Origin of the sequence: Bradyrhizobium sp. HKCCYLS3070 (assembly GCF_051167575.1) — a bacterium.
Lineage (GTDB): Bacteria > Pseudomonadota > Alphaproteobacteria > Rhizobiales > Xanthobacteraceae > Bradyrhizobium.
Map to the genome: position 1 here is coordinate 38,176 of NZ_JBNPTI010000023.1, position 21,644 is coordinate 59,819.

23 protein-coding genes and 1 tRNA gene are annotated in these 21,644 nt (G+C 66.9%); 17 read left to right on the top strand and 7 right to left on the bottom strand.

Going from position 1 to position 21,644, the window contains the following annotated elements; translation table 11 throughout:
* The first annotated feature begins 154 nt into the window (after positions 1 to 154).
* Entirely contained in the window at positions 155 to 727 is a 573-nt protein-coding gene (locus tag ACQR03_RS32790) for a GNAT family N-acetyltransferase (protein WP_316226877.1), read from the top strand.
* 11 nt (positions 728 to 738) lie between these two features.
* Here ACQR03_RS32790 and ACQR03_RS32795 read toward each other — a convergent pair whose 3' ends face one another.
* Positions 739 to 1,788: an alpha/beta fold hydrolase gene (locus ACQR03_RS32795; RefSeq protein WP_434842354.1), complete on the bottom strand. Its 1,050-nt coding sequence runs from the start codon at positions 1,786 to 1,788 to the stop codon at positions 739 to 741.
* A 146-nt stretch (positions 1,789 to 1,934) separates the two neighbouring features.
* Between ACQR03_RS32795 and ACQR03_RS32800 the strand changes: the two genes are divergently transcribed.
* Positions 1,935 to 3,482, top strand: a complete 1,548-nt coding sequence (locus ACQR03_RS32800; RefSeq protein ID WP_434842364.1) for a winged helix-turn-helix domain-containing protein — start codon at positions 1,935 to 1,937, stop codon at positions 3,480 to 3,482.
* Between the two features lie 160 nt (positions 3,483 to 3,642).
* Complete coding sequence (locus ACQR03_RS32805; RefSeq protein WP_284418181.1) at positions 3,643 to 3,813, top strand: Flp family type IVb pilin; 171 nt, start codon at positions 3,643 to 3,645, stop codon at positions 3,811 to 3,813.
* A gap of 136 nt (positions 3,814 to 3,949) precedes the next feature.
* Here the strand turns inward: ACQR03_RS32805 and ACQR03_RS32810 are convergent, their stop codons facing one another.
* The gene (locus ACQR03_RS32810) at positions 3,950 to 4,354 is read right to left on the bottom strand and encodes a four-helix bundle copper-binding protein (protein ID WP_434842355.1); all 405 of its coding nucleotides are present in this window, start codon (positions 4,352 to 4,354) and stop codon (positions 3,950 to 3,952) included.
* 351 nt (positions 4,355 to 4,705) lie between these two features.
* Between ACQR03_RS32810 and ACQR03_RS32815 the strand changes: the two genes are divergently transcribed.
* The 6 genes from ACQR03_RS32815 to ACQR03_RS32840 all read left to right on the top strand — a co-directional run bounded on the left by ACQR03_RS32815 (position 4,706) and on the right by ACQR03_RS32840 (position 10,696).
* Positions 4,706 to 6,223 carry an AMP-binding protein gene (locus ACQR03_RS32815; protein WP_316226879.1) on the top strand — a complete coding sequence of 506 codons (1,518 nt, stop codon included), beginning with the start codon at positions 4,706 to 4,708 and terminating at the stop codon, positions 6,221 to 6,223.
* A 69-nt stretch (positions 6,224 to 6,292) separates the two neighbouring features.
* Positions 6,293 to 7,738, top strand: a complete 1,446-nt coding sequence (locus ACQR03_RS32820; protein WP_434842356.1) for an FAD-binding oxidoreductase — start codon at positions 6,293 to 6,295, stop codon at positions 7,736 to 7,738.
* Positions 7,735 to 8,178 (top strand): DUF4383 domain-containing protein, encoded by a 444-nt coding sequence (locus tag ACQR03_RS32825; protein ID WP_315716214.1) that lies wholly within the window; start codon positions 7,735 to 7,737, stop codon positions 8,176 to 8,178. Before ACQR03_RS32820 ends, ACQR03_RS32825 begins: the two co-directional genes overlap by 4 nt.
* Positions 8,175 to 9,278, top strand: a complete 1,104-nt coding sequence (locus tag ACQR03_RS32830) for a hypothetical protein (RefSeq protein WP_315826601.1) — start codon at positions 8,175 to 8,177, stop codon at positions 9,276 to 9,278. The genes ACQR03_RS32825 and ACQR03_RS32830 overlap by 4 nt, the downstream gene beginning before the upstream one ends.
* A complete protein-coding gene (locus ACQR03_RS32835) occupies positions 9,262 to 9,567 on the top strand; it encodes a hypothetical protein (protein WP_316186188.1) in 306 nt (101 codons plus the stop codon). Before ACQR03_RS32830 ends, ACQR03_RS32835 begins: the two co-directional genes overlap by 17 nt.
* A 157-nt stretch (positions 9,568 to 9,724) precedes the next feature.
* Positions 9,725 to 10,696 carry a S1C family serine protease gene (locus ACQR03_RS32840; protein ID WP_315716217.1) on the top strand — a complete coding sequence of 324 codons (972 nt, stop codon included), beginning with the start codon at positions 9,725 to 9,727 and terminating at the stop codon, positions 10,694 to 10,696.
* A 19-nt stretch (positions 10,697 to 10,715) separates the two neighbouring features.
* Here the strand turns inward: ACQR03_RS32840 and ACQR03_RS32845 are convergent, their stop codons facing one another.
* On the bottom strand, positions 10,716 to 12,647 hold the full coding sequence (locus ACQR03_RS32845; RefSeq protein ID WP_434842357.1) for a calcium-binding protein: 1,932 nt from the start codon (positions 12,645 to 12,647) through the stop codon (positions 10,716 to 10,718).
* A 343-nt stretch (positions 12,648 to 12,990) separates the two neighbouring features.
* Here ACQR03_RS32845 and ACQR03_RS32850 point away from each other — a divergent pair, with 343 nt between their 5' ends.
* From ACQR03_RS32850 to ACQR03_RS32865, 4 genes are all read left to right on the top strand, one after another.
* Positions 12,991 to 14,058, top strand: coding sequence for a phospholipase (locus ACQR03_RS32850; RefSeq protein WP_315716219.1), 1,068 nt, complete (start codon positions 12,991 to 12,993; stop codon positions 14,056 to 14,058).
* 141 nt (positions 14,059 to 14,199) lie between these two features.
* Complete coding sequence (locus ACQR03_RS32855; RefSeq protein ID WP_410052236.1) at positions 14,200 to 15,564, top strand: hypothetical protein; 1,365 nt, start codon at positions 14,200 to 14,202, stop codon at positions 15,562 to 15,564.
* Between the two features lie 4 nt (positions 15,565 to 15,568).
* Positions 15,569 to 16,390 carry a hypothetical protein gene (locus ACQR03_RS32860; protein ID WP_434842358.1) on the top strand — a complete coding sequence of 274 codons (822 nt, stop codon included), beginning with the start codon at positions 15,569 to 15,571 and terminating at the stop codon, positions 16,388 to 16,390.
* Between the two features lie 91 nt (positions 16,391 to 16,481).
* The gene (locus tag ACQR03_RS32865) at positions 16,482 to 16,688 is read left to right on the top strand and encodes a hypothetical protein (protein WP_172111383.1); all 207 of its coding nucleotides are present in this window, start codon (positions 16,482 to 16,484) and stop codon (positions 16,686 to 16,688) included.
* A gap of 64 nt (positions 16,689 to 16,752) precedes the next feature.
* Here the strand turns inward: ACQR03_RS32865 and ACQR03_RS32870 are convergent, their stop codons facing one another.
* Together ACQR03_RS32870 and ACQR03_RS32875 are read right to left on the bottom strand one after the other, a co-directional pair.
* Positions 16,753 to 17,415, bottom strand: coding sequence for a DsbA family protein (locus ACQR03_RS32870; protein ID WP_434842359.1), 663 nt, complete (start codon positions 17,413 to 17,415; stop codon positions 16,753 to 16,755).
* A 5-nt stretch (positions 17,416 to 17,420) separates the two neighbouring features.
* Positions 17,421 to 18,206, bottom strand: a complete 786-nt coding sequence (locus ACQR03_RS32875) for a sulfite exporter TauE/SafE family protein (protein WP_434842360.1) — start codon at positions 18,204 to 18,206, stop codon at positions 17,421 to 17,423.
* Between the two features lie 59 nt (positions 18,207 to 18,265).
* Here ACQR03_RS32875 and ACQR03_RS32880 point away from each other — a divergent pair, with 59 nt between their 5' ends.
* Positions 18,266 to 18,448, top strand: a complete 183-nt coding sequence (locus tag ACQR03_RS32880) for a hypothetical protein (RefSeq protein WP_434842361.1) — start codon at positions 18,266 to 18,268, stop codon at positions 18,446 to 18,448.
* On the opposite strand, the gene ACQR03_RS32885 is transcribed toward ACQR03_RS32880, so the two are convergent.
* A complete protein-coding gene (locus ACQR03_RS32885) occupies positions 18,409 to 18,903 on the bottom strand; it encodes a hypothetical protein (RefSeq protein ID WP_315716224.1) in 495 nt (164 codons plus the stop codon). The two genes, ACQR03_RS32880 and ACQR03_RS32885, sit on opposite strands and share 40 nt — an antisense overlap.
* 191 nt (positions 18,904 to 19,094) lie before the next feature.
* On the opposite strand from ACQR03_RS32885, the gene ACQR03_RS32890 reads away from it, so the two are divergent.
* Both ACQR03_RS32890 and ACQR03_RS32895 read left to right on the top strand, forming a co-directional pair.
* Positions 19,095 to 19,406, top strand: a complete 312-nt coding sequence (locus tag ACQR03_RS32890; RefSeq protein WP_316171830.1) for a PsiF family protein — start codon at positions 19,095 to 19,097, stop codon at positions 19,404 to 19,406.
* An 83-nt stretch (positions 19,407 to 19,489) separates the two neighbouring features.
* The gene (locus ACQR03_RS32895; protein WP_434842362.1) at positions 19,490 to 20,575 is read left to right on the top strand and encodes an AbrB family transcriptional regulator; all 1,086 of its coding nucleotides are present in this window, start codon (positions 19,490 to 19,492) and stop codon (positions 20,573 to 20,575) included.
* Here the strand turns inward: ACQR03_RS32895 and ACQR03_RS32900 are convergent.
* Positions 20,572 to 21,105, bottom strand: coding sequence for a disulfide bond formation protein B (locus ACQR03_RS32900; RefSeq protein ID WP_316202558.1), 534 nt, complete (start codon positions 21,103 to 21,105; stop codon positions 20,572 to 20,574). The two genes, ACQR03_RS32895 and ACQR03_RS32900, sit on opposite strands and share 4 nt — an antisense overlap.
* Positions 21,106 to 21,278: 173 nt before the next feature.
* Between ACQR03_RS32900 and ACQR03_RS32905 the strand changes: the two genes are divergently transcribed.
* Positions 21,279 to 21,363: transfer RNA gene (locus ACQR03_RS32905), tRNA-Leu, on the top strand.
* Positions 21,364 to 21,644: the final 281 nt, after the last annotated feature.

The window sequence follows — 21,644 nt, forward strand, 5'->3', positions numbered from 1 at the left end:
TGCAACGTTGTGGAAGTATCGGGCTCCAGTCCGGGCGTGAAAGTTCCTGGCAACCTTAATGGCGGAGCGCGATGCGAAGTATCAATGACATGCGAGTTAGACGGCGTAGCAACCCCGGCTTGCAAACGAGCTTGGTAAACGACAGCATTGCGTCATGCTCACGCCCACGTTGCATACCGCCCGTCTGATCCTGCGCCCGCTGGCCCTCGCCGATGCGCCGGCGATCCAGCGTCAGTTCAACAACTGGAACGTTGTCCGCAACCTCGCAGCCGTCGTTCCGTGGCCCTATCCTCCCGACGGCGCCGAGACCTTCGTCAGGCTGCAGCTCGACAGGATCGCGGCCGGCGAGGAGCTGTATCAATGGGTGCTGGCGCTGCGCGACGGTGACGGCGAGGCCATCGGCAATATTCACTTCCGGCCGCGCATGGAGTCGATGAAGGGCCATCGCGGCTTCTGGCTCGCTGAGCCCTATTGGAATCGAGGGCTGATGAGCGAGGCGATCGCCGCCGTGAACGACTTCGCCTTCGGTCCGCTCGGGCTCGATCAGTTCACCGTCTGCAACGTCGCGAGCAACATCGCGTCACGGCGGGTCAAGCAGAAGACGGGCGCCGAGTTCGTCGGCTTCATCGAGGTCGCGCACCACAATGGCGAGACCCGCTCCGAGCAATGGATCGTGCGGCGGGAGACGTGGCTGCAACGCCGAGAAAGGCAACGCGCTCCCGCCTGAGATCGTCGGCGCTACGCGCTCGCCGTCACGTCGAGCACCGCCTGCGCAAACGCCTGCGGCGCCTCCTGCGGCAGGTTGTGGCCGATGCCGCCAGTGATCAGCCGGTGCTCGTAGCGGCCGGTGAACTTCCTGGCGTAGGCCTCGGGCGCCGGATGCGGCGCGCCGTTGGCATCGCCCTCCATCGTGATGGTGGGCACGGTGATGTCGGGAAAGGTCGCGAGCCTCGCCTCCAGCGCATCGTATTTCGCCTCACCCTGCGCGAGGCCGAGCCGCCAGCGATAGTTGTGCACGACGATGTCGACGTGATCGGGATTGTCGAAGGCGGCGGCGCTGCGCGCGAACGTGGCGTCGTCGAACGCCCATTTCGGCGAGGCCGTCTGCCAGATCAGCCTGGCGAAGTCGCGCCGGTTCTTGTCGTAGCCCTCGCGACCGCGCTCGGTCGCGAAGTAGAACTGGTACCACCATTGCAGCTCGGCGGCCGGCGGCAGCGGCATACGGCCGGCCTGCTGGCTGCCGATCAAATAGCCGCTGACCGAGACCATCGCCTTGCACCGCTCCGGCCACAGCGCCGCGATGATGTTGGCGGTGCGCGCGCCCCAGTCATAGCCGGCGAGGGTCGCGGTCCTGATCGCGAGCGCGTCCATCAGCGCGACGATGTCGGCGGCGACGGCGACCGGCTGGCCGCTGCGCAACGCGGTCGGCGACAGCAGCCGCGTCGTGCCGTAGCCGCGCAGATGCGGAATGATGACGCGATGGCCGGACGCGGCCAGCGCCGGCGCGACGTCGGCGAAGCTGTGGATGTCGTACGGCCAGCCGTGCAGCAGGATGACGACGGGGCCGTCGGCCGGACCTGTCTCGGCATAGCCGATGCTGATCTCGCCGGCCTCGACCTGCTTGATCGGTCCGAGCGACGTCCCAGCCCCCGGCCGGATCGCCGGCAGCTTCGACGCCGACTTGAAGCTCTGCGCCTGCCCGGCGCTGGAGCCGAGTTGAAAGGCCGCAACGGCGGTTCCGGCAAGGGTGAGGAAACGGCGGCGGCTGGCGTGAAGGATGGTCGGCATGGCGGAGGCTCCTGGTTCCGAGGTGCGGTCGTTGTGCGCCTTGCGCCCGCGCGGCGCTTGGAGGAGGCATTGATTTTTCCTTGAGGCCGGCTTGATTTTGCGGATCGCGTGACGCGAAGGTGAAACCGGCGGCCAGGACGGTGCCTGTGGTATATTGCTTCGACGATTTCGTGCTCGATCCCGGCCGCCGCGAGCTGCGCCGCGGCGACGACCTGGTCGCGATGGAGCCGCAGGTGTTCGACCTGCTCGCGTTCCTGATCAGGACGCGCGAGCGCGTCGTCAGCCGCGACGACATCCTCGCCGAGGTGTGGGGCGGCCGCATCGTCTCCGAGGCGACGCTGGCGAGCCGCATCAGCGCGGCGCGGAGCGCGATCGGCGACAGCGGCGAGGCGCAGCGGCTGATCCGCACCATTCCGCGCAAGGGCGTCCGCTTCGTCGGGGCGGTCCGTGAGCAGGCCGACGCGGTGCAGACGCCGGCCGTATCAGCCGCACCCGCCTTCGACGGCCCCGCCATCGCCGTGCTGCCCTTCACCAACATGAGCGGCGATCCCGAGCAGGACTATTTCGCCGATGGGATGGCCGAGGACATCATCACCGCGCTATCCCGTTGCAGCGGCCTCGCTGTGATCGCCCGCAACTCCTCCTTCATCTACAAGGGCAAGGCCGTCGATATCCGCACGGTCGGACGCGAGCTCGGCGTCGGCTACGTTCTCGAAGGCAGCGTGCGCCGCGCTGGGTCCCGCCTGCGCATCAACGGGCAGCTGATCGATGCGGCGTCCGGTGCGCATCTGTGGGCGGAGCGCTTCGACGGCCAGCTGGACGATGTGTTCGCGCTGCAGGACCGCATCACCGAGAGCATCGTGGCGGCGATCGAGCCGACGCTCGAGCTGGCGGAAGGCGAGCGGCGCCGCGCCACGCCGCCGCTGCATCCGGACGCCTACGATCTGCTGCTGCGCGCCGCCAGCCTGCGCGACGCTTTCACGTCCGACAGCCTCGCGGCGGCGACCGCGTGTCTGGACCAGGCGCTGGCGGTCGATCCCGCCTGCGCGCCCGCGATGGCGGCTTGGGCCTATTGCCAGGCGCTGCGCCACTTCCAGGGCTGGAGCGCGCCGGACGAGACCTATCGCACGGCCGCCGTGGCGCGGGCGTGGCAGGCGTGCGAGCATGCGCCCGGTGACGCGCAGGTGCTGTGGATGGCGGCCTTCGCGATCTGGAACATGGCCGAGGACATCGCCCCAGCACGGGAGCTGTTCCGCCGCTCGCTTGCCATCAACCCGAACTCGGCGATGGCGCTGACCTTGAGCGGCTGGATCGAGATCATGGCCGGACACACGGCTGCGGGACGCGCGATGATCGAACGGGCGCGGCGGCTGAATCCGCGCGATCCGCGGGGCTGGTTCGCAGCCGGAGCGCTCGCGATCTGTGCGGTGGCGGAGGACGATCTCGCTGGCGCCGTTCAATGGGCGGAGATCGCGCTGGCGCAGAACCGGCGTTTCGCCGTCGCGCTCCGCGTCCTGATCGTGGCCCTGGTCAGGACCGGAGAGATGTCGCGCGCCGGCGAGGTCGCGCGTCAGCTTCTGAGCCTCGAACCGCATCTCACCGTGTCCGAGTTCCTCGAACGGATCCCGTTTCCGGCCGGGACGCTCGCCACAACCTATGCGGAGGCGCTGCGCGCAGCCGGTGTGCCGCCATGACCCCGTTCGCGTGCAGTGGACCGTGCTGCAACTGAGATTTTCGACATAAACGGCAAAGTTGCGAAACTTGGCTAGACCTCGTTCATACTACCTTAGGTTCCATTCCGTAGTTTCGCGGGCATCGTTCGGCGGTCATATCGCCGGGCGGCGGAGGGAATTGATGAAGAAATTGCTTCTCAAATTTTACGAGGATGAATCGGGCGCAACCGCGATCGAGTACGGCCTGATTGCGGCCGGCATCGCGCTTGCGATCATCACCATACTCAACAAGCTCGGACTCACCCTGGAAGGCATCTTCACGACCCTGACCACGAAGCTGAACGGCGGCTGATCGATCGATTGTCTGCGATGGCGTTCTCAGGACCGGAGCAATCCGGTCGCCATGGTCGGACTGGCCGGGCCTCGCGCCCGGCCTTTGTCTCTTGATGAGCTCCATTCTTCGATGGAGCGGCGCCGCAACCGACCTATCAATGGGTCGTGCTGCGTCCAGCCTCCTCGCACGCGTTCATGCAGCGCCGGCAGGACTCGGCGCAGATCCGGCAATGGGCATGCATCTTGGCGTGCTTATCGCACTCCTCGGCACATAGTCGGCACGCCGCCGCGCAGGCCTCGAGCATGCGGCTGATCATCTCCTGGTCGGAGCCCGTGCGCCGCGTGGCAAGACGGCCGGTGACGTTGCAGACGTCGGCGCAATCGAGATTGAGCCGGATGCACTGCGTCAGCCTGGCGACGCTATTCTCTCCGAGACACGCATCGGCGCAGGAGGTGCAGATCTGAGCGCAGGAGTAGCACTCCTCGACGCAGCGGACGAGTGCGTCGTCAACTCGACCGCGGACGTGCGGGTGGGTTTCGATCATCTGTTGAGCGTGCATGGGAGCTCCTGTCCGTTGGCCCCCGCGAGCGACAATGAAGATCGGCTGCAAAGATTCTTATCGCCGCGCCGTTCGGTGCCTGACCTGTTCCCGTGGCGCGACCTCGATCGTCTTACGATCCGCGTGACGGAATTATCAGTCCGCCTAGCGTCACGGCTCCCCAGCCTTTCAGTCCTACCTCGGGCTCATCAGCGCCATTTCGCAGAACTGCCATCGGAAACCTGGCGGCGCGCGCGTATGGACGACCCGGTTCGGTTGAGGCACAACACCTCTCGTCACTGACGTCGGCGGCCGAAGCCGCAGACCAAGAATGGGCGCCCGTGCGAGGCAGCCGACGATGCGGAGGAATGGATGCTGATTCCGATGGCCGACGTGCCGCGCTGGTATGCGGAGCGCAAACCCGGGGACAGCGTCGCGCTCCGGCATGGCACCGATGTCCTGACCTGGGAGCAGCTCGAGCGCCGCGCCAATGCGCGTGCGCGCGCCTTCGCGGCCAAGGGCGTCAAGCCCGGCGACTTCGTCGCGATCGGCCTGCCCAACGGCAATGCGCTGTTCGAGACCAGCTTCGCGGTGTGGAAATGCGGCGCGACGCCGACGTCGCTGTCGTGGCGGCTGCCGCGCGGCGAGGCCGCCGCGGTGCTCGAGATCCTCAAGCCGTCACTGGTGGTCGGCGGCGAGGCCGACTGGAATGCGCCGAACGCGCTGCCGGCCGATTTCACGCCCGAGGGCTTTTCCGACGCGCCGCTCGCCGCGCCGGTGTCGCGCTATTGGAAAGCAATGACCTCGGGCGGCTCGACCGGACGGCCGAAGGTGATCCTCGATCACCAGCCTGCGGTAACCGACACCGCCGCCGAGCCGCCGCTCGGCATTCCGAAGGGCGCATCGCTGCTCAATCCCGGCCCACTCTATCACAACGCGCCCTTCATCGTGTCGCATTACGCGCTGTTCGCGGGCGGCAGCCTGACCGGGATGGTGAAGTTCGACGCCGAAGAGACGCTGCGGCTGATCCAGGCGCAGCACATTCAGTGGGTCAACTTCGTGCCGACGATGATGCACCGGATCTGGGCGCTGCCGGAGGCGGTCCGCAACAGCTACGATCTGTCGAGCCTGAAGATGGTGTTCCACATGGCCGCGCCGATGCCGCCATGGCTCAAGGAAAGATGGATCGAGTGGCTCGGGCCCGAGCGCGTCTACGAGCTCTATGGCGGCACCGAGCGCCAGGGCCGCACCATCATCTCCGGCACCGAATGGCTGCAGCACAAGGGCTCGGTCGGCAAGATCGACGAGTCCTGCAAACTGCGCATCCTCGATCCCCAAGGCAATGACGTCGCGCCGGGCGAAAGTGGCGAGATCTACTTCCTGCCTGCGGATGGTCCCGGCAGCACCTATCACTATCTCGGCGCCGAGCCGAAGCGCCGCGCCGACGGCTGGGAGTCGCTCGGTGACATCGGCCGGCTCGATGCCGACGGCTATCTCTATCTCGGCGATCGCCTCGCCGACATGATCCTGCGCGGCGGCGCCAACATCTATCCGGCCGAGGTCGAGGCGGCGCTGATGGCGCATCCCGACATCCGCTCCTGCGTCGTGGTCGGCCTGCCCGATCCAGAGCTTGGCCAGCGCGTGCATGCGATCGTGGAGATCGACCGCTCCAGGAATGCGCAGGGAATCGTCGACGGCATGAGCGCGTTCCTTGCCGACCGGCTCAGCCGCTACAAGCACCCCGAAAGCTACGAGCTGGTCGACGTCATGCTGCGCGACGATTCCGGCAAGGTCCGCCGCACCTTGCTGCGCGACGAGCGCGCGGAGTGGGTGAAGGATGGCCGCGACTTCCGTCTCGTGCCCACGCGGGCGCGCCCGGCGGCAGACTGACGGCACGGAAATTTTTCGAACGTTTACGATGCTGGCGTAGACTCCGTGAAGGGAAGGAGAGTCCGCGCCATGATGTCGAGACGACGGTTTCTGCGCGCCGCGGGTACGGCCGCGGCGCTGCCCTTGGCGCGGATGCCGCGGGCGCGGGCCGAGCTGCGCACCATCCTCAACGACGCCAGCCGGCTCAACCCGACGCCGGTCGCCAGGCATGTGGTGATCAGCAAGCCCACGATCGACGACCTGATCGCGCGGCTGCGCGCCGAGCTCAAGGAGGCGGCCGCGGCGAAACGCCCGGTGACCGCGGCCGTGGCCCGGCATTCGATGGGCGGCCAGAGCCTGCCGCGCGACGGCACGGCGATCACGCTCGACGGCGGCGCGATCGAGCTCGACACGGCGGCGAAGACCTATCGCACCGCGGCGGGCAACCGCTGGTGGGACGTGATCGCCGCGCTCGATCCCAAAGGCTTCTCGCCGGCCGTGATGCAGTCCAACAGCGATTTCGGCGTCGGCAGCACGTTCTGCGTCAATGCCCATGGCTGGCCGGTGCCGTATGGCCCGTTCGGCTCCACGGTGAAATCGATCCGCATGCTGCTCGCCGACGGCACCTTGGTGCAGTGCTCGCGCAACGAGAATGCCGAGCTGTTCGGGCTCGCGATGGGTGGCTACGGCCTGTTCGGCATCGTCGTCGATCTCGAGGTCGAGATGGTGCCGAACCTGCTGCTCGAGCCGCGCTTCGAGCGCATGGCGCCGGAGAAATTCGCCGAGCAGTTCACACGCAACATCGACGGCGACGCCAATGTGAAGATGGCCTATGGCCGAATGTCGGTGTCCCGCAAGGCGTTCTTCGACGACGCCCTGCTCGTCACCTTCCGCCCCGCCCCCGATGCTCCGGCGACCCTGCCCGCGGCAGTCAGCTCCGGCAAGCTCACCGGCGTCGCCAACACGATCTATCGCGCCCAGACCGGATGGGAGGTCGCCAAGGGCCTGCGCTGGTTCATGGAGACCCGGCTCGGCCCCGCCATCTCCGACAGCCGCTACACCCGCAACTCGCTGATGGCCGAGCCGGTCGCCAATCTGGCGCAGAAGGACATGCACCGCACCGACATCCTGCACGAATATTTCGTCGCGCCGGAGCGGTTCGGCGAGTTCCTCACCGCCTGCCGCGAGATCATTCCCAAGGCGCGCGCCGAATTCCTCAACGTCACCCTGCGCTACGTCGCCGAGGACAAGACACCCGCGCTCACGATCGCACCGGTGCGCCGGATCGCGGCCGTCATGTCGTTCTCGCAGGCGACCTCGCCCGAAGGCGAGATCGACATGCTGCGGACGACGGAAGCGCTGATCGACCGCATCACGGCGATTGGCGGCGCGTTCTATCTGCCCTATCGTCTGCACGCGCGCCGCGACCAGGTCGAGAAGGCCTATCCGGCGGCCGCGCGTTTCGTCGCCGCCAAGCGGCAGTATGATCCGAACCTCCTGTTCCGCAACGCGATGTGGGACGCCTATTTCGCATGAATACATCAGCAGCAGATGGCTTCGCATTGGACCGCTATCGCATCGCCGCGCTGGCGCTCGCCATGGCGCTCCTGTTCGCCGCCGCGACCGACTACATCCCGACCTTTATCGATGCGCAAGGCCGCGTGTTCGGCCTGTTCCAGCTCGACATCTACAAGGATGCGCTGCATGTCGCCTCCGGCCTGTGGGCGCTGGCGGCGATGCTGACCCGCCGCAGCGCGGTGTTCTTCCTGCGCGTGTTCGGCTCGCTGTATTTCCTCGACGGCGTGATGGGCGTGTTCACCGGCTCGGGCTATCTCGACCTCTCGATCGTCATCGACGGCATCCGCGACACCTCGTGGCTGGTGAAGGTCCTCTCCAGCCTGCCGCATCTCGCACTCGGCGCGATCGGCATCGCGGTCGGCTGGTCGCCGTGGCGTAGACAGGCTGCCCTCGCATGAGCCTGCGTCGTAAAGCGCTGTATCTTCTCGGCGTCGTTTTGGCAGCCGCGGCGATCGGCGTTGCCACCACCGTGATCAGCGTCGAGACGGTCTGCGTGGCCGACGTCCCGACCCCGATGGTAACCTCCTACTTCGGCATCACCGATCCCGCATATGCGCGATCACAGGGTGACAGCTTCCTGACCTTTCCTGAATGGTACATCGTCCACGCCTATGCGGACCTCGCTGCGGTGACCGGGCAGGCCTCGGAGTCCGACTTCCACTATCTATCGAGCGTCTCCGGCTTCTGGCGCAGCCTGTGCCGGGCCACGCGCCAGGCCGCAGGCTCCGGTCCCGCTACCTCGGAGCAGAAGCTGACGAACTACATCATCGGCTTCAGCTTCACCGCCGAGATGGCGCTCCAGGGCGCTTACGAGAAGAGCATCGGGGCGATCAGCTGGGAGACCACGGACGGCGTCAAGACCGCGGAGGACGCCTTCAACCTTGCCCTGCTGAAGGACTACGCTGCGTTCCTGTATCAGACACCCTGGTATCGGTATCCCTTCGTCGCCAAGCTCGATCAGTTCTGGCGCGAGACGCCCTTCGTGCCATCGTTCCGCGCCGTGGAGCGGCGCGTCTCGCTCAGCCTGCAATATGCCGGGCGCGCCGCCTATGCGGCCGTCATCGGCTATGTGGCGGGCTACGATCCGGCCGTGCTGACCATCCAGAGCGTCGTCACCGGCCTGCCTGCCGCCGAGCTTGCAGTCATTCCGGGCGTGAAGGTGATCCGCGAGGTCACGGACTCCAAAGGCATGAAGGGCGTGCTGGTGGAGACCGAGCGCTACGCCAAGTTCGATTCCTTCGCCAAGGAGCTCGGCCGTCATGACGGCGCCGCGTTCGGCGAAATCGCAGGCAATCATCGTATCCTGGTCACGATCGTGGTCCCTCCGGGCGACGGACGGCTGGCAGCTTTCGATGGGCTGCCTATATTCAGTGTCCCGATCCAGTCGCGCCCCGGTGCCCGTCGCATCGGCGTCGACGTACCGGTCCGGTCTTTGGTTCAGGACATCGGCCGTTTCGAAGCCGCGGGATATACGTTCGAGCATGCCTACGACTATTGACCGGCATCCCCCGTCCCGCGCCCTTCCCTTGAAGGGCGTGCTGGCCGTTGCCCTCGTCTGGTTTGCGGGCATGGCTGCCATGGCCCTGGTGATCAAGCCGGATGCGGTGGTCGTGTTCGGCCCGTCCGACCGTATGATCTCGGCGATCGTCGCCTCCGATGGAGCCTTGCTCGATGCCGGACGTTTCCACATCGCGGCCAAAACCGGAGCCACGACTGTCGGCAGCCTGTATGCTGCCGGAGCGTGGCTGGTCTGGCCCCTGATCGGCAGGGGCTGCGGCCGCGGGTAGTTGGGAAGCCAGTTCCTCCCGACGCCGATGCGGAGCCGGCGGAACTGGCGCAGCCGCCCAAAGATGTTAAGCTCGCGTTCACGCTGTGGCCGTCACGCGACACGAAGCAGAAGCTTGGTCGATGCACCCGGGGGTATCGACAGAGCAGGAGAACGAAATGCCTTCTTTGACCGAATGGAAAGTGCCGTCCGCCTTCCAGCCTCGCGCCGAAGACTATCAATATGATCTCGATCAAGCGCTGTCCTCGATCGTGGGCCTGCATGCCATCATTCCGTCCGACGCCTTCAGCGCGGAAACGCTGGGGACCGAGCGTGCCGGCAATGCCGTCGTCATCGACGACGGGCTGGTGCTGACCATCGGCTACCTGATCACCGAGGCCGAATCCGTCTGGCTGCACCCCAATGACGGACGCGTGGTCGAGGGCCATGTGCTCGGGTTCGACTTCACGACCGGCTTCGGCCTGGTGCAGGCGCTCGGATCGCTCGACCTGCCGGCGCTGCCGCTCGGCTCGTCGGCGGCAACCAAGGTCGGCGATCATGTCGTGCTCGGCGGCGCCGGCGGACGCACGCGATCGGTCGCGAGCCAGATCATCGCCAAGCAGGAATTCGCCGGCTATTGGGAATATCTGCTGGACGAGGCGATCTTCACCCACCCCGCCCATCCGAATTGGGGCGGCACCGGCCTGCTCTCGGCCAAGGGCGAACTGATCGGCATCGGGTCGCTGCAGTTGGAGCGCGAGCGCGACAGCAAGGACGAGCACGTCAACATGATCGTGCCGATCGACCTGTTGAAGCCGATCATCGATGATCTCAGGCGCTTCGGCCGTGTCAACAAGCCGGCACGCCCCTGGCTCGGCATGTACGCGACGGAGGTCGACGATCGCGTCGTCGTGATCGGCGTCTCCGACAACGGCCCGGCGGCCCGCGCCGAGCTCAAGGCGGGCGACGTGATCCTCGGCATCAACGGCGACAAGGTGACGAGCCAGAGCGAGTTCTATCGCAAGCTCTGGGCGCTCGGCGCAGCCGGCGTCGACGTGCCGCTGACGGTGCACCATGAGGGCGTCACCTTCGACGTCACCATCGCCTCGACCGACCGCGCCAAGCTGCTCAAGGCGCCGCGGCTGCACTGAGGCGACCGCGGGCCTGCGTTCACGCGTTGACGTGCCAGGCCGCCGCGATCTGGTCGTGCAGTTGCGCATCCGTCGGCAACTGTGATGCCACCGTGGGATCGAAAGTCGGATGCGCCTGGGCGTAGGTCGCCATGGCCTGGACGAGTTGCGAAACCTGGGTATCGATCTCGAGACCGCCGGCCTTGATCTCCTGCAGCTGATAGGAGCCGCCAAGGAACCAGTCGGCGACGGTGACCTGCTGATGGGTACCGAGAATGTCGATCTCGAGATCGTTGCCCGATTTGACGAACCAGAAATTGTCGGCCGTGTAGGTCGTTCCGAAATCGAGCGTGCCGGTCGGCTTCGACAGCGACGCTACGCCGTTGATGATGACGTCGTTGCCGTCGCCTTGCGCATAGACGTAGGTGGCGCCGACGCCGCCGACCAGGATGTTGTCGCCGGCCCCGCCCTTGAGCACGTCGCTGCCGCCGCCGCCGATCAGCAGGTCGTCATTGGCGGTGCCGAACAGCGTGTCGTTGCCGCCGCCCGCGATCAGCAGCGCACCGTCGGACGCAGCAATGATCGCGCCCGGCACCGGATCGAGCGCGACCGTGGTCGCCGCATCGCTCAGTGTTGCGCTGAGCCAGTCGAGATTGTCGGTCTTGCCGCCCCACAGCACGCCGATCGCCAGGTCGATCAGGCCAGCGTCCTCACTGTCGAAACTCGCGACGGCATCGATCAGCGCGAGCTTGCCCAGGACGTCGACAGCCGATCCGGTGTCGGCGCGCGACCACAGGTCGGACGACAGGTCCGCGACCAGCAGGTTGTTGGCCGTGTCCTGATAAAGGATGCCGTGCTCATGGCCGATCACGCCCGGCGTCGCGGTCACCTCGTCGTGATTCTGCGCCAGCAGCGCCGAATATTCCACCACGATCTCGGCCAGCGCCTTCTCGACCCCGCCGTTCTTCAGGTAGGTCGCCGCAGTGTCGGCGCTGACGCTGTTGCCGAGCACACCACCGCCGTTGAACAGGGCCTGCACGGCGCTGTTGCCGTAGCCGCTGGCGTCGGTCACCGTCGAATAGGCGATCATGTCCTTCATCTTGTCGGACGGCGCGCCTTCGCCGCTCACACCGGCCGCGGGAATGCCGACGGCCGAGGCAATCGCGTCATCCTGCAGCGGCGCCAGCAGCACAGCCGCCGCCTTCTTCCAATCCTGGGCACCGTTGTCGCTCGCCCACTGCATCATCGTCAGCAGCGCGATCGAGTGCAGGCTGACCGGATCCAGACCGAGATCCGTGCCGGCGCCGAGCACGGTCTTCTGCTCTGACGAGATGCCGATCGCAGCATGGGCGATGGCGAGCGCGCCGGCGACCGGTCCGAGCTGCAGCAGCGCCAGCGGCGCTTCCAGCACCGGCGCCGCAGCCCGCACATATTGCAGGATCTCGCCGGACAGGGAGACCATGTGAATGTCGGAATAGCGGTCGACCGGGTGCGACGTCAGCGCGCCCCAGAAGCCGTGCAACTGGTCGTAGCGGACCTCAGCCGCGAATTCGAACGGCATCGCGTCATACGCATAGGCCACCTTGTCGTTGAGCGCCGCGATGTAGCCGGCAAGTCCGCCGCCGAGCGAATGTCCGGTCAGCGAGACGTTCGATGTCGCCCATGTCTTGTAGTAGGACTCCGCATCCGGGAACTGCGTCGGCCAGCCGGCCAGACCGGCACCGCCAAGCCACGATGGCACGTCGGCGAGACTGTCGGTGCCGCGAAACGAAATGATCCGTGTCGATGGATCGCCCGCGAGCTGATAGGTCGCGGCCTCGAAATTGTCGGCGGTCGAGGTCACGCTCGCCGCCACCAGCTCATAGCTCCCGATACGGTTGAAATTGACCACGAGCGTCGGGTTGACGCCTCTGTTGTAGACGTCCATGGCGAGCACCGCGTTGATCAACGCGGCCGACGGCGATTTGGTCATGATGCGAATCCCCCCTCGGCAACCGATCGGCAGTTTTGACCCAGGGCGGTGATCCACGAGGAACCCTCCGCCGCGCCGCCGGCTCTCACCAAGTGCGACATCGCGCCCGAATTTTGTCAATCAACTATCGTCTGCGCGTGTATTCGCGCGCGACTCACCTGCCGCGCGCGACGGCAGCGTCCGCACCGTGTTGACTTGCAGGAGCCGCATCGCGAGATTGCGGCTTCGCGGAGCGAACACGCGTTCGGAAAATGGTCATTGCCCGGACGCCCGATTTTGCGTTGCATGACCGGCAAGCAGACGAGACGGCCAGCCCCGCGTATCGCGTATCAAGGAGACCTGCATGACGGATGCCGTGGTGGATGACATTCTCATCGTGTTGCCGCCACTGCTGCAGACGCTCGAAGCCCTGTCCCACGTTGCACGCTACCTGAACCCGCCGGATTTCGATCGCGTGATGGCTGACGTCGGCGATCCCGAGCAGGTGCTGCACACGGCGCGGATTCATCTCACGTCGTGGCCGGCGGACTTCGCCCATATCCGTATCGCCTTCGACACCGCAGCGGACGCAGCGCTGATGTCGTTTGCCGGCCTGCGCGCCGTTCAGCGCGGCGAGGGCGACCTGGTCGACGTGTTCAGGGCCCTCCGTCAATTGCCCCGCGCACTCGAGGCGCTGTTTCCATTGGCCGCGACGCTGCCGCCGCTGAGCGAATTCTTCCTCGATCCCGCCGTCGACGGTGACGACGGGCTGCGCCAGCTGCTGGCCGCGTCCTCTGCAGGCAAGGACACTGTGTTTCACGACCATAACGAGATCGGCAATCGCGGCGGCTTTTCGCTGTATGTGCCGGAATACTACACGGCGGACCGAGACTGGCCGCTGGTCATGGCGCTGCATGGCGGCAGCGGCAACGGCCGCGACTTTCTCTGGAGCTGGCTGCGCGCCGCGCGCAGCCTCGGCGCGATCCTGGTTGCCCCCACCGCGGCAGGACCGACCTGGGCGCTGATGGGCGACGACGCCGATACGCCGAACCTCCTGCGCATTCTCGACCTCGTCCGCAGTCGCGTCGCGATCGATCCCGCCCGCATGCTCCTGACCGGGATGAGCGACGGCGGCACGTTCTGCTACGTCAGCGGACTGGCCGCAGGCTCGCCGTTCACGCATCTTGCGCCGGTGGCCGCGACGTTCCATCCGCTGATGGCCGAGATCGCCGACCGGGACCGTCTGCGCGGCCTGCCGATCCAGATCGTGCACGGCCGGCTCGACTGGATGTTTCCGGTCGAGATCGCGCGGCATACGGCCGACGCCCTGGCCAAGGCCGGCGCCAACGTCGCCTATCGCGAGATCGACGATCTCAGCCACTGCTATCCGCGCGAGGCGAATGTCGAGCTGCTGCGCTGGCTGATGCGCTGAGCGCGCCTCTCCTTGCTACGACATGGCTGATCGGCAATGCCGCCGACACAATGTCGGCGGATTTTGTCCGCATTGGTTCTGCTCGGTCATACAGCGGGGGCGCTGCACACGGGCGGCCATGACGCCGCCGAAGGTTTGCTCATGCCCTCGCCGCTGATGCCCTCGCCTGCCGCGTCCGTCGCGCAAGTCTCGTCCGCCCGCTCCTCCACCTCCGTCGTGCTCGCCAATGGCGTCAACCGTCTCGAGGTGACGCTCAAGCTCACGACCGCGATCCTGGCGCTGGCCGCCGGCGTCTACACCTATCTTGGCGTCCGCGAGCTGCTCAACGGCAGTCCGACCACGGTGTTTTTTGCGGCGGTCATCTACTCGGTCGCGGTCTCGGTCGGCATCTACGCCTTCTGGGTGTTCATGATGCAGTTCATGCCGCACGTCACCAGCGCGATCGGGCGCTTGATGATGGCCGGCTGCATGCTGCTGGGGTCGCTGATGATCGTCGCGATGTCGTCCTGGCTGAATGCGTCGGCCCTGGCCGGCGCCGCAGCGATCCAGCAGCATCTCGCCATCACCGTGCAGAACTACACGCGCGACCTCGACAGGGCCAACAGCCAGGCCATCGCTGCGCAAAGCCTGCTGCCGGACATCCAGCTCGCCTCCTCCCGCTTCGCCAAGCTGGCGGACGCCGAACGCGCGGGCTCGCTCACCGGCACCTCCGGATCGGGCACCGTGGTCCAGCTCCTCGCGCAGATGTCGACGCAGCTCGACGGACTGGGACAACAGGTCCAGGAGTCCGGCAAGCGCGTCTCTGCTCTCTACGAGCAGGGCGGCAAGAGCCTCGCCAAGATGCGCGAGCTGATCTCCGACCGCGGGCCGATCGCAACGCGTAGCGACGCCTTCGCCACCGAGTCGTTGAACCTGATGGGCGTGATCGCCAATCTGCAGCAGACCTCGGTGGCACCTGCGGTGAGGCGCGCCGCGACGTCGCTTTCGGCCGGATTCATCGCGCCTGCCGCAGGCGGACGCAGCGGCGACCTGGCCGAGCGCCAGACCGCCGTCGTCGGCAAGGTGGAGAGCGCGATCGCCACGCAGGCCGCCTCGCTCGCCGACGCCGCCGACAAGATCCTGGCGCTGCCGCGTATCGAGCCGACCCGGTTCCAGACGCTGTCGCCCGCTGAAGCCGTGCTGCGCTACGCTGGCGACTTCATCCCGAGCTGGGCCGGCGCAATCTCGATCGACCTGATGCCGGCGGTGCTGGTGCTGATCCTCTGCGTCGTCCATGCCGCCATCCGCCGCGAGGGCCTGCCCGCCGTGAGCGCCTCCAGCCTGACCGCCGCCGATCTCGTCACCGCATTGCAGATTGCGCGCGAGGTCGAGGACGCCAGGCGGGCGGCCGAGCGACGGCCAGCCGAAACGCCCACGGAGGAGCCTTCTGCACCGGCCATTGAGCCGGCGCCGGCCGCGGTGGATGAGAACGTGACGTCGCTGTCATCGGCTCGAATCGGAAAGTAGTCCCGTGGCTTCGGCGCTGAACCGACGCGTCCATGCCTGGCTCGCGGACAATCCCGATGAGAGCATTCTGCGTTGGGTCTTTCGCAGCATTCTCGTCGTCACCGTCGCAGTTCTCGCGGCGGACCTGCTCGAGTTGAATGCTCCGCAGGTGCCATCGGATGCGGCCCCGCCTCAGCTCGACATTCGGCGCGACGCGCCGGACCTGCCGGAGGAATCACCATCCGTGCTGGCGCCCCTGATGAAGCGGCTGATGCCGCTGCCGCAGGGCGATCGTGCCTTGCAGCAGCCGATTCAGTTCGAGCTGCGCGGCGGCGGCCGGCTGCTCGCGACCGGCACGATCACGCCCGGCAGCGCGCGCAGCTTTGCGGACGCAGTCGAACGTCATGGCGAATATATCAGGACGATCGTGCTGAACTCGCCCGGCGGCTCCGTCGCCGACGCGTTGGCGATGGGGCGACTGATCCGCGCGCGGAAATTCGCAACCGAAGTGGAGGCGGGAAAATATTGCGCGTCGTCGTGCCCGCTGGTGTTCGCCGGCGGTCTCGAGCGCCGGGCCGGCGAGCGGGCGATCATCGGCGTGCATCAGATCGCCGCAGTCCCCACGTCCGGGACCGCCGTGAGGTCCGGCGACGACATGAGCCTTGCGCAGAACATCTCGGCGCGATGCCAGCGCCATCTCGCCGAGATGGGCATCGATCTGAAGGTCTGGGTGCATGCGATGGAGACGCCGCATGACCAGCTGTTCACGTTCAAGCCCGACGAGATGAAAACACTCAATCTCGTCACCTCGCTGCCGGAATCGCGGCCTGAAAAATCGCGCAGTTAGGATGTTCTGATCGCGGTGGACCGGGACCGCGGCGGGCGCGGAACCAAGTTTCGACCGCGGCGTTATTGGCCGTCACACTGGAGAACATGACATGCGGACATTCGTGGGAATGATCCTGGGGGCTCTCATTCTGGGGTTCGGCGTCTACATCCATGATTCGATGCAGACCTCCGAGGTCGCCAACGGGCCGACCGCGCAGACGCGCCGGACGATCGTGAACTGGGACGTCGCGGCGGACAGCTGGAATTCACTCAAGACCCGCGCACATGACGACTGGGTTCGCATCTCGTCGAAGTAACGCGCACGACGCTGCTGTTTTCAGGGCGCCTCGGCCGTTGGTCGGGGCGCCTTTGCTTTGCCAATCAGTTGGCCGCCCTGGCCTTGCGCGCGTCGGCGATGACCTGCTCGAACTGCGCCATGGTCAGCACGCCGGGTACCCTGAACTTGCCGACGATGAAGGACGGCGTACCGCGGAAACGCAATCCCCGCGCCTGCTTGTCGTTGCGCGCCAGCATGTCATCGATGGCCTTGGCGTTTGCGGCGAGGTCGCGCTTGGCGCGGTCGACGTCGACTCCTGCTCCCGCGAGCAGCTCGTCGATGCGCGGTTCGGTGAGTTTCGAGCTGACGCCGATCAACGCCTCATGCGCCTTGGCATATTTGTCCTGATATTTGCAGGCCAGCGCCATCCGCGCGGCAACCACGGAAGTCGGCCCGAGAATCGGCCACTCCTTGAGAACCCAGCGCACCTTGCCATCATCATGGATGACCTGCTGCAGCTCGGGATCGAGCTTGCGGCAATACGGACAATTGTAGTCGAACCATTCGACGATCGCGATGTCGCCCGAAGGATTGCCGAGCACAGGCGCATCGGGGTCGCGCAGCACCGCGCCCTCGTCGGGCTCGTTGGCATCCTCGGCGCGACCGTCGCGGGGCCACAAGGAAAGCGCCGCGCCTGCGCCAAAAAGCGTCAACACGTCACGCCGGCTGCTGGCGGAGGTGATCGCAGTCGAGGGGACGCGCTTCATTGAGGTCAGCTCCAGATATGCAGCAGGCTGCGCGTCAGCATATACAGCGCCACCACCGCGATCACGACGGAAAACACCACGTTCAATGCGCCGCGCCGTCCAGAGAGATGGCGCGCCAGGCGCGTGCCGGCAAGGCCACCCGCGATCCCGCCGGCGATGAACAGTCCGGCGAGATCCCAGGCGACGAGCCCGGACCAGGCATAGCTCGCCGCGGTGGTGAGCCCGAAGGTCGTCACCGCGACCAGCGACGAGCTGACCGCATTCATGATCGGCATGCCCGTCGCAGCCATCAGCGCCGGCACGATCAGGAAGCCGCCGCCGATGCCGAAGAAACCGGACAGCGTGCCGGTGCCGAGACCGAAGCCGACGATCGCCGGGACGTTGGCCATGCTCATCTTCACATCGGGGGTGCCGATGCGGGCGCGCGTCTTCAGCATCAGCATGGCGATGACCATCATCACCAGCGCGAACAGCGCCAGCAGCTTCTGGCCGTCGACCATCTTGCCGAGCAGCGAGCCGGTGAAGGCGCCGACGATGCCCGCCGTTGCGAACAGCGCCGCGATCGGCCAGATCACGGTGCCGCCGCGCGCATGATTGGCGAGATTGACGGCCGCGTTGGTGGCGACCGCGATGGCGCTCGAGCCGATCGCGATGTGCGGCTCGGGCACGCCGACGACATAGACCATCAGCGGCACCGCCAGCACCGAGCCGCCGCCGCCGACGAGGCCGAGCGAGAACCCGACCATCGCGCCGCAAAACAGGCTGAGCACACCTTGGACAGCAGAGATCATGGCGAGAGCAGGGTCATTTCCCGCACAGGAAGGCAAGCCCCAAAATCACCGGAGCAGCAATGCCGCCGCCACCGCCGCGCGACCGGCGCGTGACCGGCACCGAGCCGAGTCCGGCCGGCGGTCTCGCGGCGATGCGCGGCGTCGAGAGCGGCGGCCGAACGCATGATGCCTCCGGCCGCCGGCAACGTCTCGTCAACCCGGATCAGGCAGCGCCCTTCAGCTTCTTGGTGCATTCGCTGTAGTAGCCGCCGCCCTTCTGGATCCACTTCAGGCCGCCATTGGCGTTGGTCGCCTTGTTGGCATTGTACTGATCGACGCAGGTCTGCAGACGCGCCTTGCCGGGCTTCTCCTTGGCGTATTTCGGGTCCACCGCGTTGGGGAACACGGCGGGACCGGTCGGCGCGGGAGCGGCCTCCTTGGCGTCGGATTTCGCCGCCTTGGCCGGCTTGGCCTCGGCCGCAGGTGCGGCCGGAGCCGCCGGTGCCGCGGCAGCGGTGGCATCGCTGCCGCACTGGGCCTTGCGGAAGTCGTTCCACTTCTGGCCGCCCAGCGTGCCGGCCTCCTTCGCCTGCTTGTACTTGGCGCTGCATTCCTGCGCGGTCAGCGCTTTCGCCGGCGCGGCGGCGAACGTCGCGAGCCCGATCACGGCCAGCGTAGCGAGTGACGAAGCAACCAATGATTTTGCGTGAAAACTCATCCTCGATCTCCCTCTGGAGCATGGTGGAATGGGACGGTAATTCTAGCGAGACGCCCGCGACCGACAAAGCAGGCGGGAGCATGGCCGCGCGAAAATATAATTTGCGTCGCGCGGCGATCCGGCTCATTCCATTCACTGCGGGTTCAGCATCGCCGGACATCGCAGCGTGCCTTTCGTTCGAGGACTTCAGCATGAGATTCACTGCCCGGGCGGCGATTGCGGCCATCGCAATGGCCACCCTGTCGGCCGCGGGCCCCGCCCGCTCGCAACCCGGATTGACGCTGCCGTCGCGGCCCGATGCCGCCACCGACAAGTTCGCCACCCTCGACAAGGCGGCGCGGCGGACGATTTCCATCGCCTGCTCCAAGGAGGCCGACGAGCAGGGGCTGAAGGGCAAGGCACGCGGCAAATTCCGCTCGGCCTGCAAGCGCGACAAGGCCGCGGCCGCCGCCGCGACCACACCCGTGCCCGCTCCCTTGCCGACGCCCGACAAACCGAAATGACCGGCCCCTGCGGGCGCATGCGCGCATGGCGCCTGCGCAGCGGCGGGAATTGTTCGCGCAGGCAGGTTTTGGCATAAGGCGCCGTGCGCCAGATCATCTCCTCCCTCCCCTTTGACCTGCCGAGCCGCGCCAAGACCCTGAGCGCGATCGAGACCCTCGTGCTCGGCACCGCCGGCGGCCTGATCTTCCTCGTCGCCCATCTGCCCGGCGGGCTGATCTCCGGCGCGATGATCGCGACCGCGATCGCCGCAATCGCCGGCCGCCCGCTGGCGATGCCGCCGATCCTGACCCAGACTGTGCTGCTGCTGCTCGGCATCTCGATCGGCGCCGTGGTCTCGCGCGAGCTGATCAACCATGTCAGCGCCTATCCGGTGACCATCGGCCTCCTGGCGCTCGCGACGTTCTGCTCGACCTTCGGCTCCAGCCTCTATCTGCAGCGCGTCCATGGCTGGGACCGCACCTCGGCGCTGCTCGCTGGCAGTCCCGGTGCGCTGTCGCAGATCACGATGCTCGCGGTGGAGCGCGGTGCCGACCTCCCGGCGATCGCCGTGGTGCAGACGCTGCGGGTGATCATCCTGACCGCGGCGCTGCCGCTGGTGCTGGCGGTGGCCGGCGTCGCACCGGCCGCGCCGATCTCGCTCGGCCAGAGCGTCGCCTCGCCGCTCGGCCTGCTCGCACTGCTGGTGGCCTCGCTGGTCGCGGCGATGCTGATGCAGCTGATCAGGTTTCCGGCGAGCTGGCTGTTCGGCGCGATGGTCGCCAGCGGCGTCCTGCACGGCACCGGCCTCGTCGAGGGCGGCCTGCCGGAATGGATGCGCGGCGTGGCGCTGGTCGGCATCGGCGCCCTGATCGGCAGCCGCTTCGCCCGGATGCGGGTGAAGATCCTGGTCGGCCATATCAGGGCGGCGCTGGGCTCGTTCGCGATCGCGGTGGCGATCTCGGCGCTGTTCGTCACCGTGATCGTGCTGGTGACGCATGTGCGCTTCTCCGACACCATCGTCGCGTTCGCGCCCGGCGCGATGGACGCGATGATGGCGCTGGCGTTGACGCTGCACATCGACCCGATCTTCGTCGGCGCGCATCACCTGTCGCGCTTCGTGTTCGTCACCATCGCCACCCCCGGCATCGTCCATTTGTTCGGACGGCCGCAGGAGGACGTCGACGACTAGGCGCGCTTCCGGGCGATGCCCCAGCCGGCGATGGCGGCGATCAGAAGCGAGATCAGCACGCTGTAGCCGGCGAGCGACAGGCCGAGGAAGCGGAATTGCACCTCGTCGCAGCGTACAACCTTGACGCTATCGAGCCGCTCCAAGAGGTTGCCCGCGCTGCCGAGATTGCCGATCGGCCCGGTGCATTCGGTCGGCCCCGGCCAGAAGCCCCATTCGACGCCGGAGTGATAGACGCCGAGCCCGGCATTGCCGAGCGCGACCAGCGCGACGACGCCGAGCCCCGCGAGCACCAGCGCGCGCGGCGCGCCGCCTTTGGCGGCGAGCGCGATGAGCAGCCCGAGCGGCACGATCGCATAATAGGCCCAGCGCTGCTTCAGGCAGAGCTCGCAGGGCTGCAGGCCCCAGACCAGCTGCATGTACCAGGCGCCGGCCAAGGCCGCCGCCGCGATGCCGGCCGCGAGCAGCGCCGCCGCCACCGCCGGGCTCATGGCTCCCGCCGCGGGGCGCGCCATCACAGAAGTATTGGTCATCGGTCCTCCCGAACGGGGCTGCATCCGGTCCCATGCCGGGCCGTTCCGGCTCCTACTCCGGCCCGCGAAAGCTGTCGAGATGCGCGCCCATCACGTCCGTGCGGGTTGACCCGGCCCGGCCGCCCGCTATAGTCCGCCCGCTTCGCTATGGTTCCTGCACAGGCCCGGCGAATGCCCCTGTGGCGGAACTGGTAGACGCGCTCGACTCAAAATCGAGTTCCGCAAGGAGTGCTGGTTCGATTCCGGCCAGGGGCACCATTCACCTATACCACCATTGTTCGCCATTGCAGATTGTGCCTGTATTTCAGCGCTTTCCTGCATTTTGCCCCACGACCGTTGCACACGGTGACCTGTGACAGAACGGGTAAGTCTGGGTAAGATTCTGGGTAGGTTCTTTCACACCCCAACCGGCGACCTCCCGCCCCCGCAAATCAACCGCGCGCGATGAACGGCCGCTGCCCGTGACCTTGCCCCTGGGGCTTAATCCAGTTTGAAGTTCGTTCTGGCCCAACGAGGACCAGAGCATGAAGCGCAGCCGC

Bases quoted from the DNA above. Each gene is read 5' to 3' on its own strand.
- ACQR03_RS32790 (WP_316226877.1), top strand. From the start codon at position 155: ATGCTCACGCCCACGTTGCATACCGCCCGTCTGATCCTGCGCCCGCTG.
- ACQR03_RS32795 (WP_434842354.1), bottom strand. From the start codon at position 1,788: ATGCCGACCATCCTTCACGCCAGCCGCCGCCGTTTCCTCACCCTTGCC.
- ACQR03_RS32805 (WP_284418181.1), top strand. From the start codon at position 3,643: ATGAAGAAATTGCTTCTCAAATTTTACGAGGATGAATCGGGCGCAACC.
- ACQR03_RS32810 (WP_434842355.1), bottom strand. From the start codon at position 4,354: ATGCACGCTCAACAGATGATCGAAACCCACCCGCACGTCCGCGGTCGA.
- ACQR03_RS32815 (WP_316226879.1), top strand. From the start codon at position 4,706: ATGCTGATTCCGATGGCCGACGTGCCGCGCTGGTATGCGGAGCGCAAA.
- ACQR03_RS32820 (WP_434842356.1), top strand. From the start codon at position 6,293: ATGATGTCGAGACGACGGTTTCTGCGCGCCGCGGGTACGGCCGCGGCG.
- ACQR03_RS32825 (WP_315716214.1), top strand. From the start codon at position 7,735: ATGAATACATCAGCAGCAGATGGCTTCGCATTGGACCGCTATCGCATC.
- ACQR03_RS32830 (WP_315826601.1), top strand. From the start codon at position 8,175: ATGAGCCTGCGTCGTAAAGCGCTGTATCTTCTCGGCGTCGTTTTGGCA.
- ACQR03_RS32835 (WP_316186188.1), top strand. From the start codon at position 9,262: ATGCCTACGACTATTGACCGGCATCCCCCGTCCCGCGCCCTTCCCTTG.
- ACQR03_RS32840 (WP_315716217.1), top strand. From the start codon at position 9,725: ATGCCTTCTTTGACCGAATGGAAAGTGCCGTCCGCCTTCCAGCCTCGC.
- ACQR03_RS32845 (WP_434842357.1), bottom strand. From the start codon at position 12,647: ATGACCAAATCGCCGTCGGCCGCGTTGATCAACGCGGTGCTCGCCATG.
- ACQR03_RS32850 (WP_315716219.1), top strand. From the start codon at position 12,991: ATGACGGATGCCGTGGTGGATGACATTCTCATCGTGTTGCCGCCACTG.
- ACQR03_RS32855 (WP_410052236.1), top strand. From the start codon at position 14,200: ATGCCCTCGCCGCTGATGCCCTCGCCTGCCGCGTCCGTCGCGCAAGTC.
- ACQR03_RS32865 (WP_172111383.1), top strand. From the start codon at position 16,482: ATGCGGACATTCGTGGGAATGATCCTGGGGGCTCTCATTCTGGGGTTC.
- ACQR03_RS32870 (WP_434842359.1), bottom strand. From the start codon at position 17,415: ATGAAGCGCGTCCCCTCGACTGCGATCACCTCCGCCAGCAGCCGGCGT.
- ACQR03_RS32875 (WP_434842360.1), bottom strand. From the start codon at position 18,206: ATGATCTCTGCTGTCCAAGGTGTGCTCAGCCTGTTTTGCGGCGCGATG.
- ACQR03_RS32880 (WP_434842361.1), top strand. From the start codon at position 18,266: ATGCCGCCGCCACCGCCGCGCGACCGGCGCGTGACCGGCACCGAGCCG.
- ACQR03_RS32885 (WP_315716224.1), bottom strand. From the start codon at position 18,903: ATGAGTTTTCACGCAAAATCATTGGTTGCTTCGTCACTCGCTACGCTG.
- ACQR03_RS32890 (WP_316171830.1), top strand. From the start codon at position 19,095: ATGAGATTCACTGCCCGGGCGGCGATTGCGGCCATCGCAATGGCCACC.
- ACQR03_RS32900 (WP_316202558.1), bottom strand. From the start codon at position 21,105: ATGACCAATACTTCTGTGATGGCGCGCCCCGCGGCGGGAGCCATGAGC.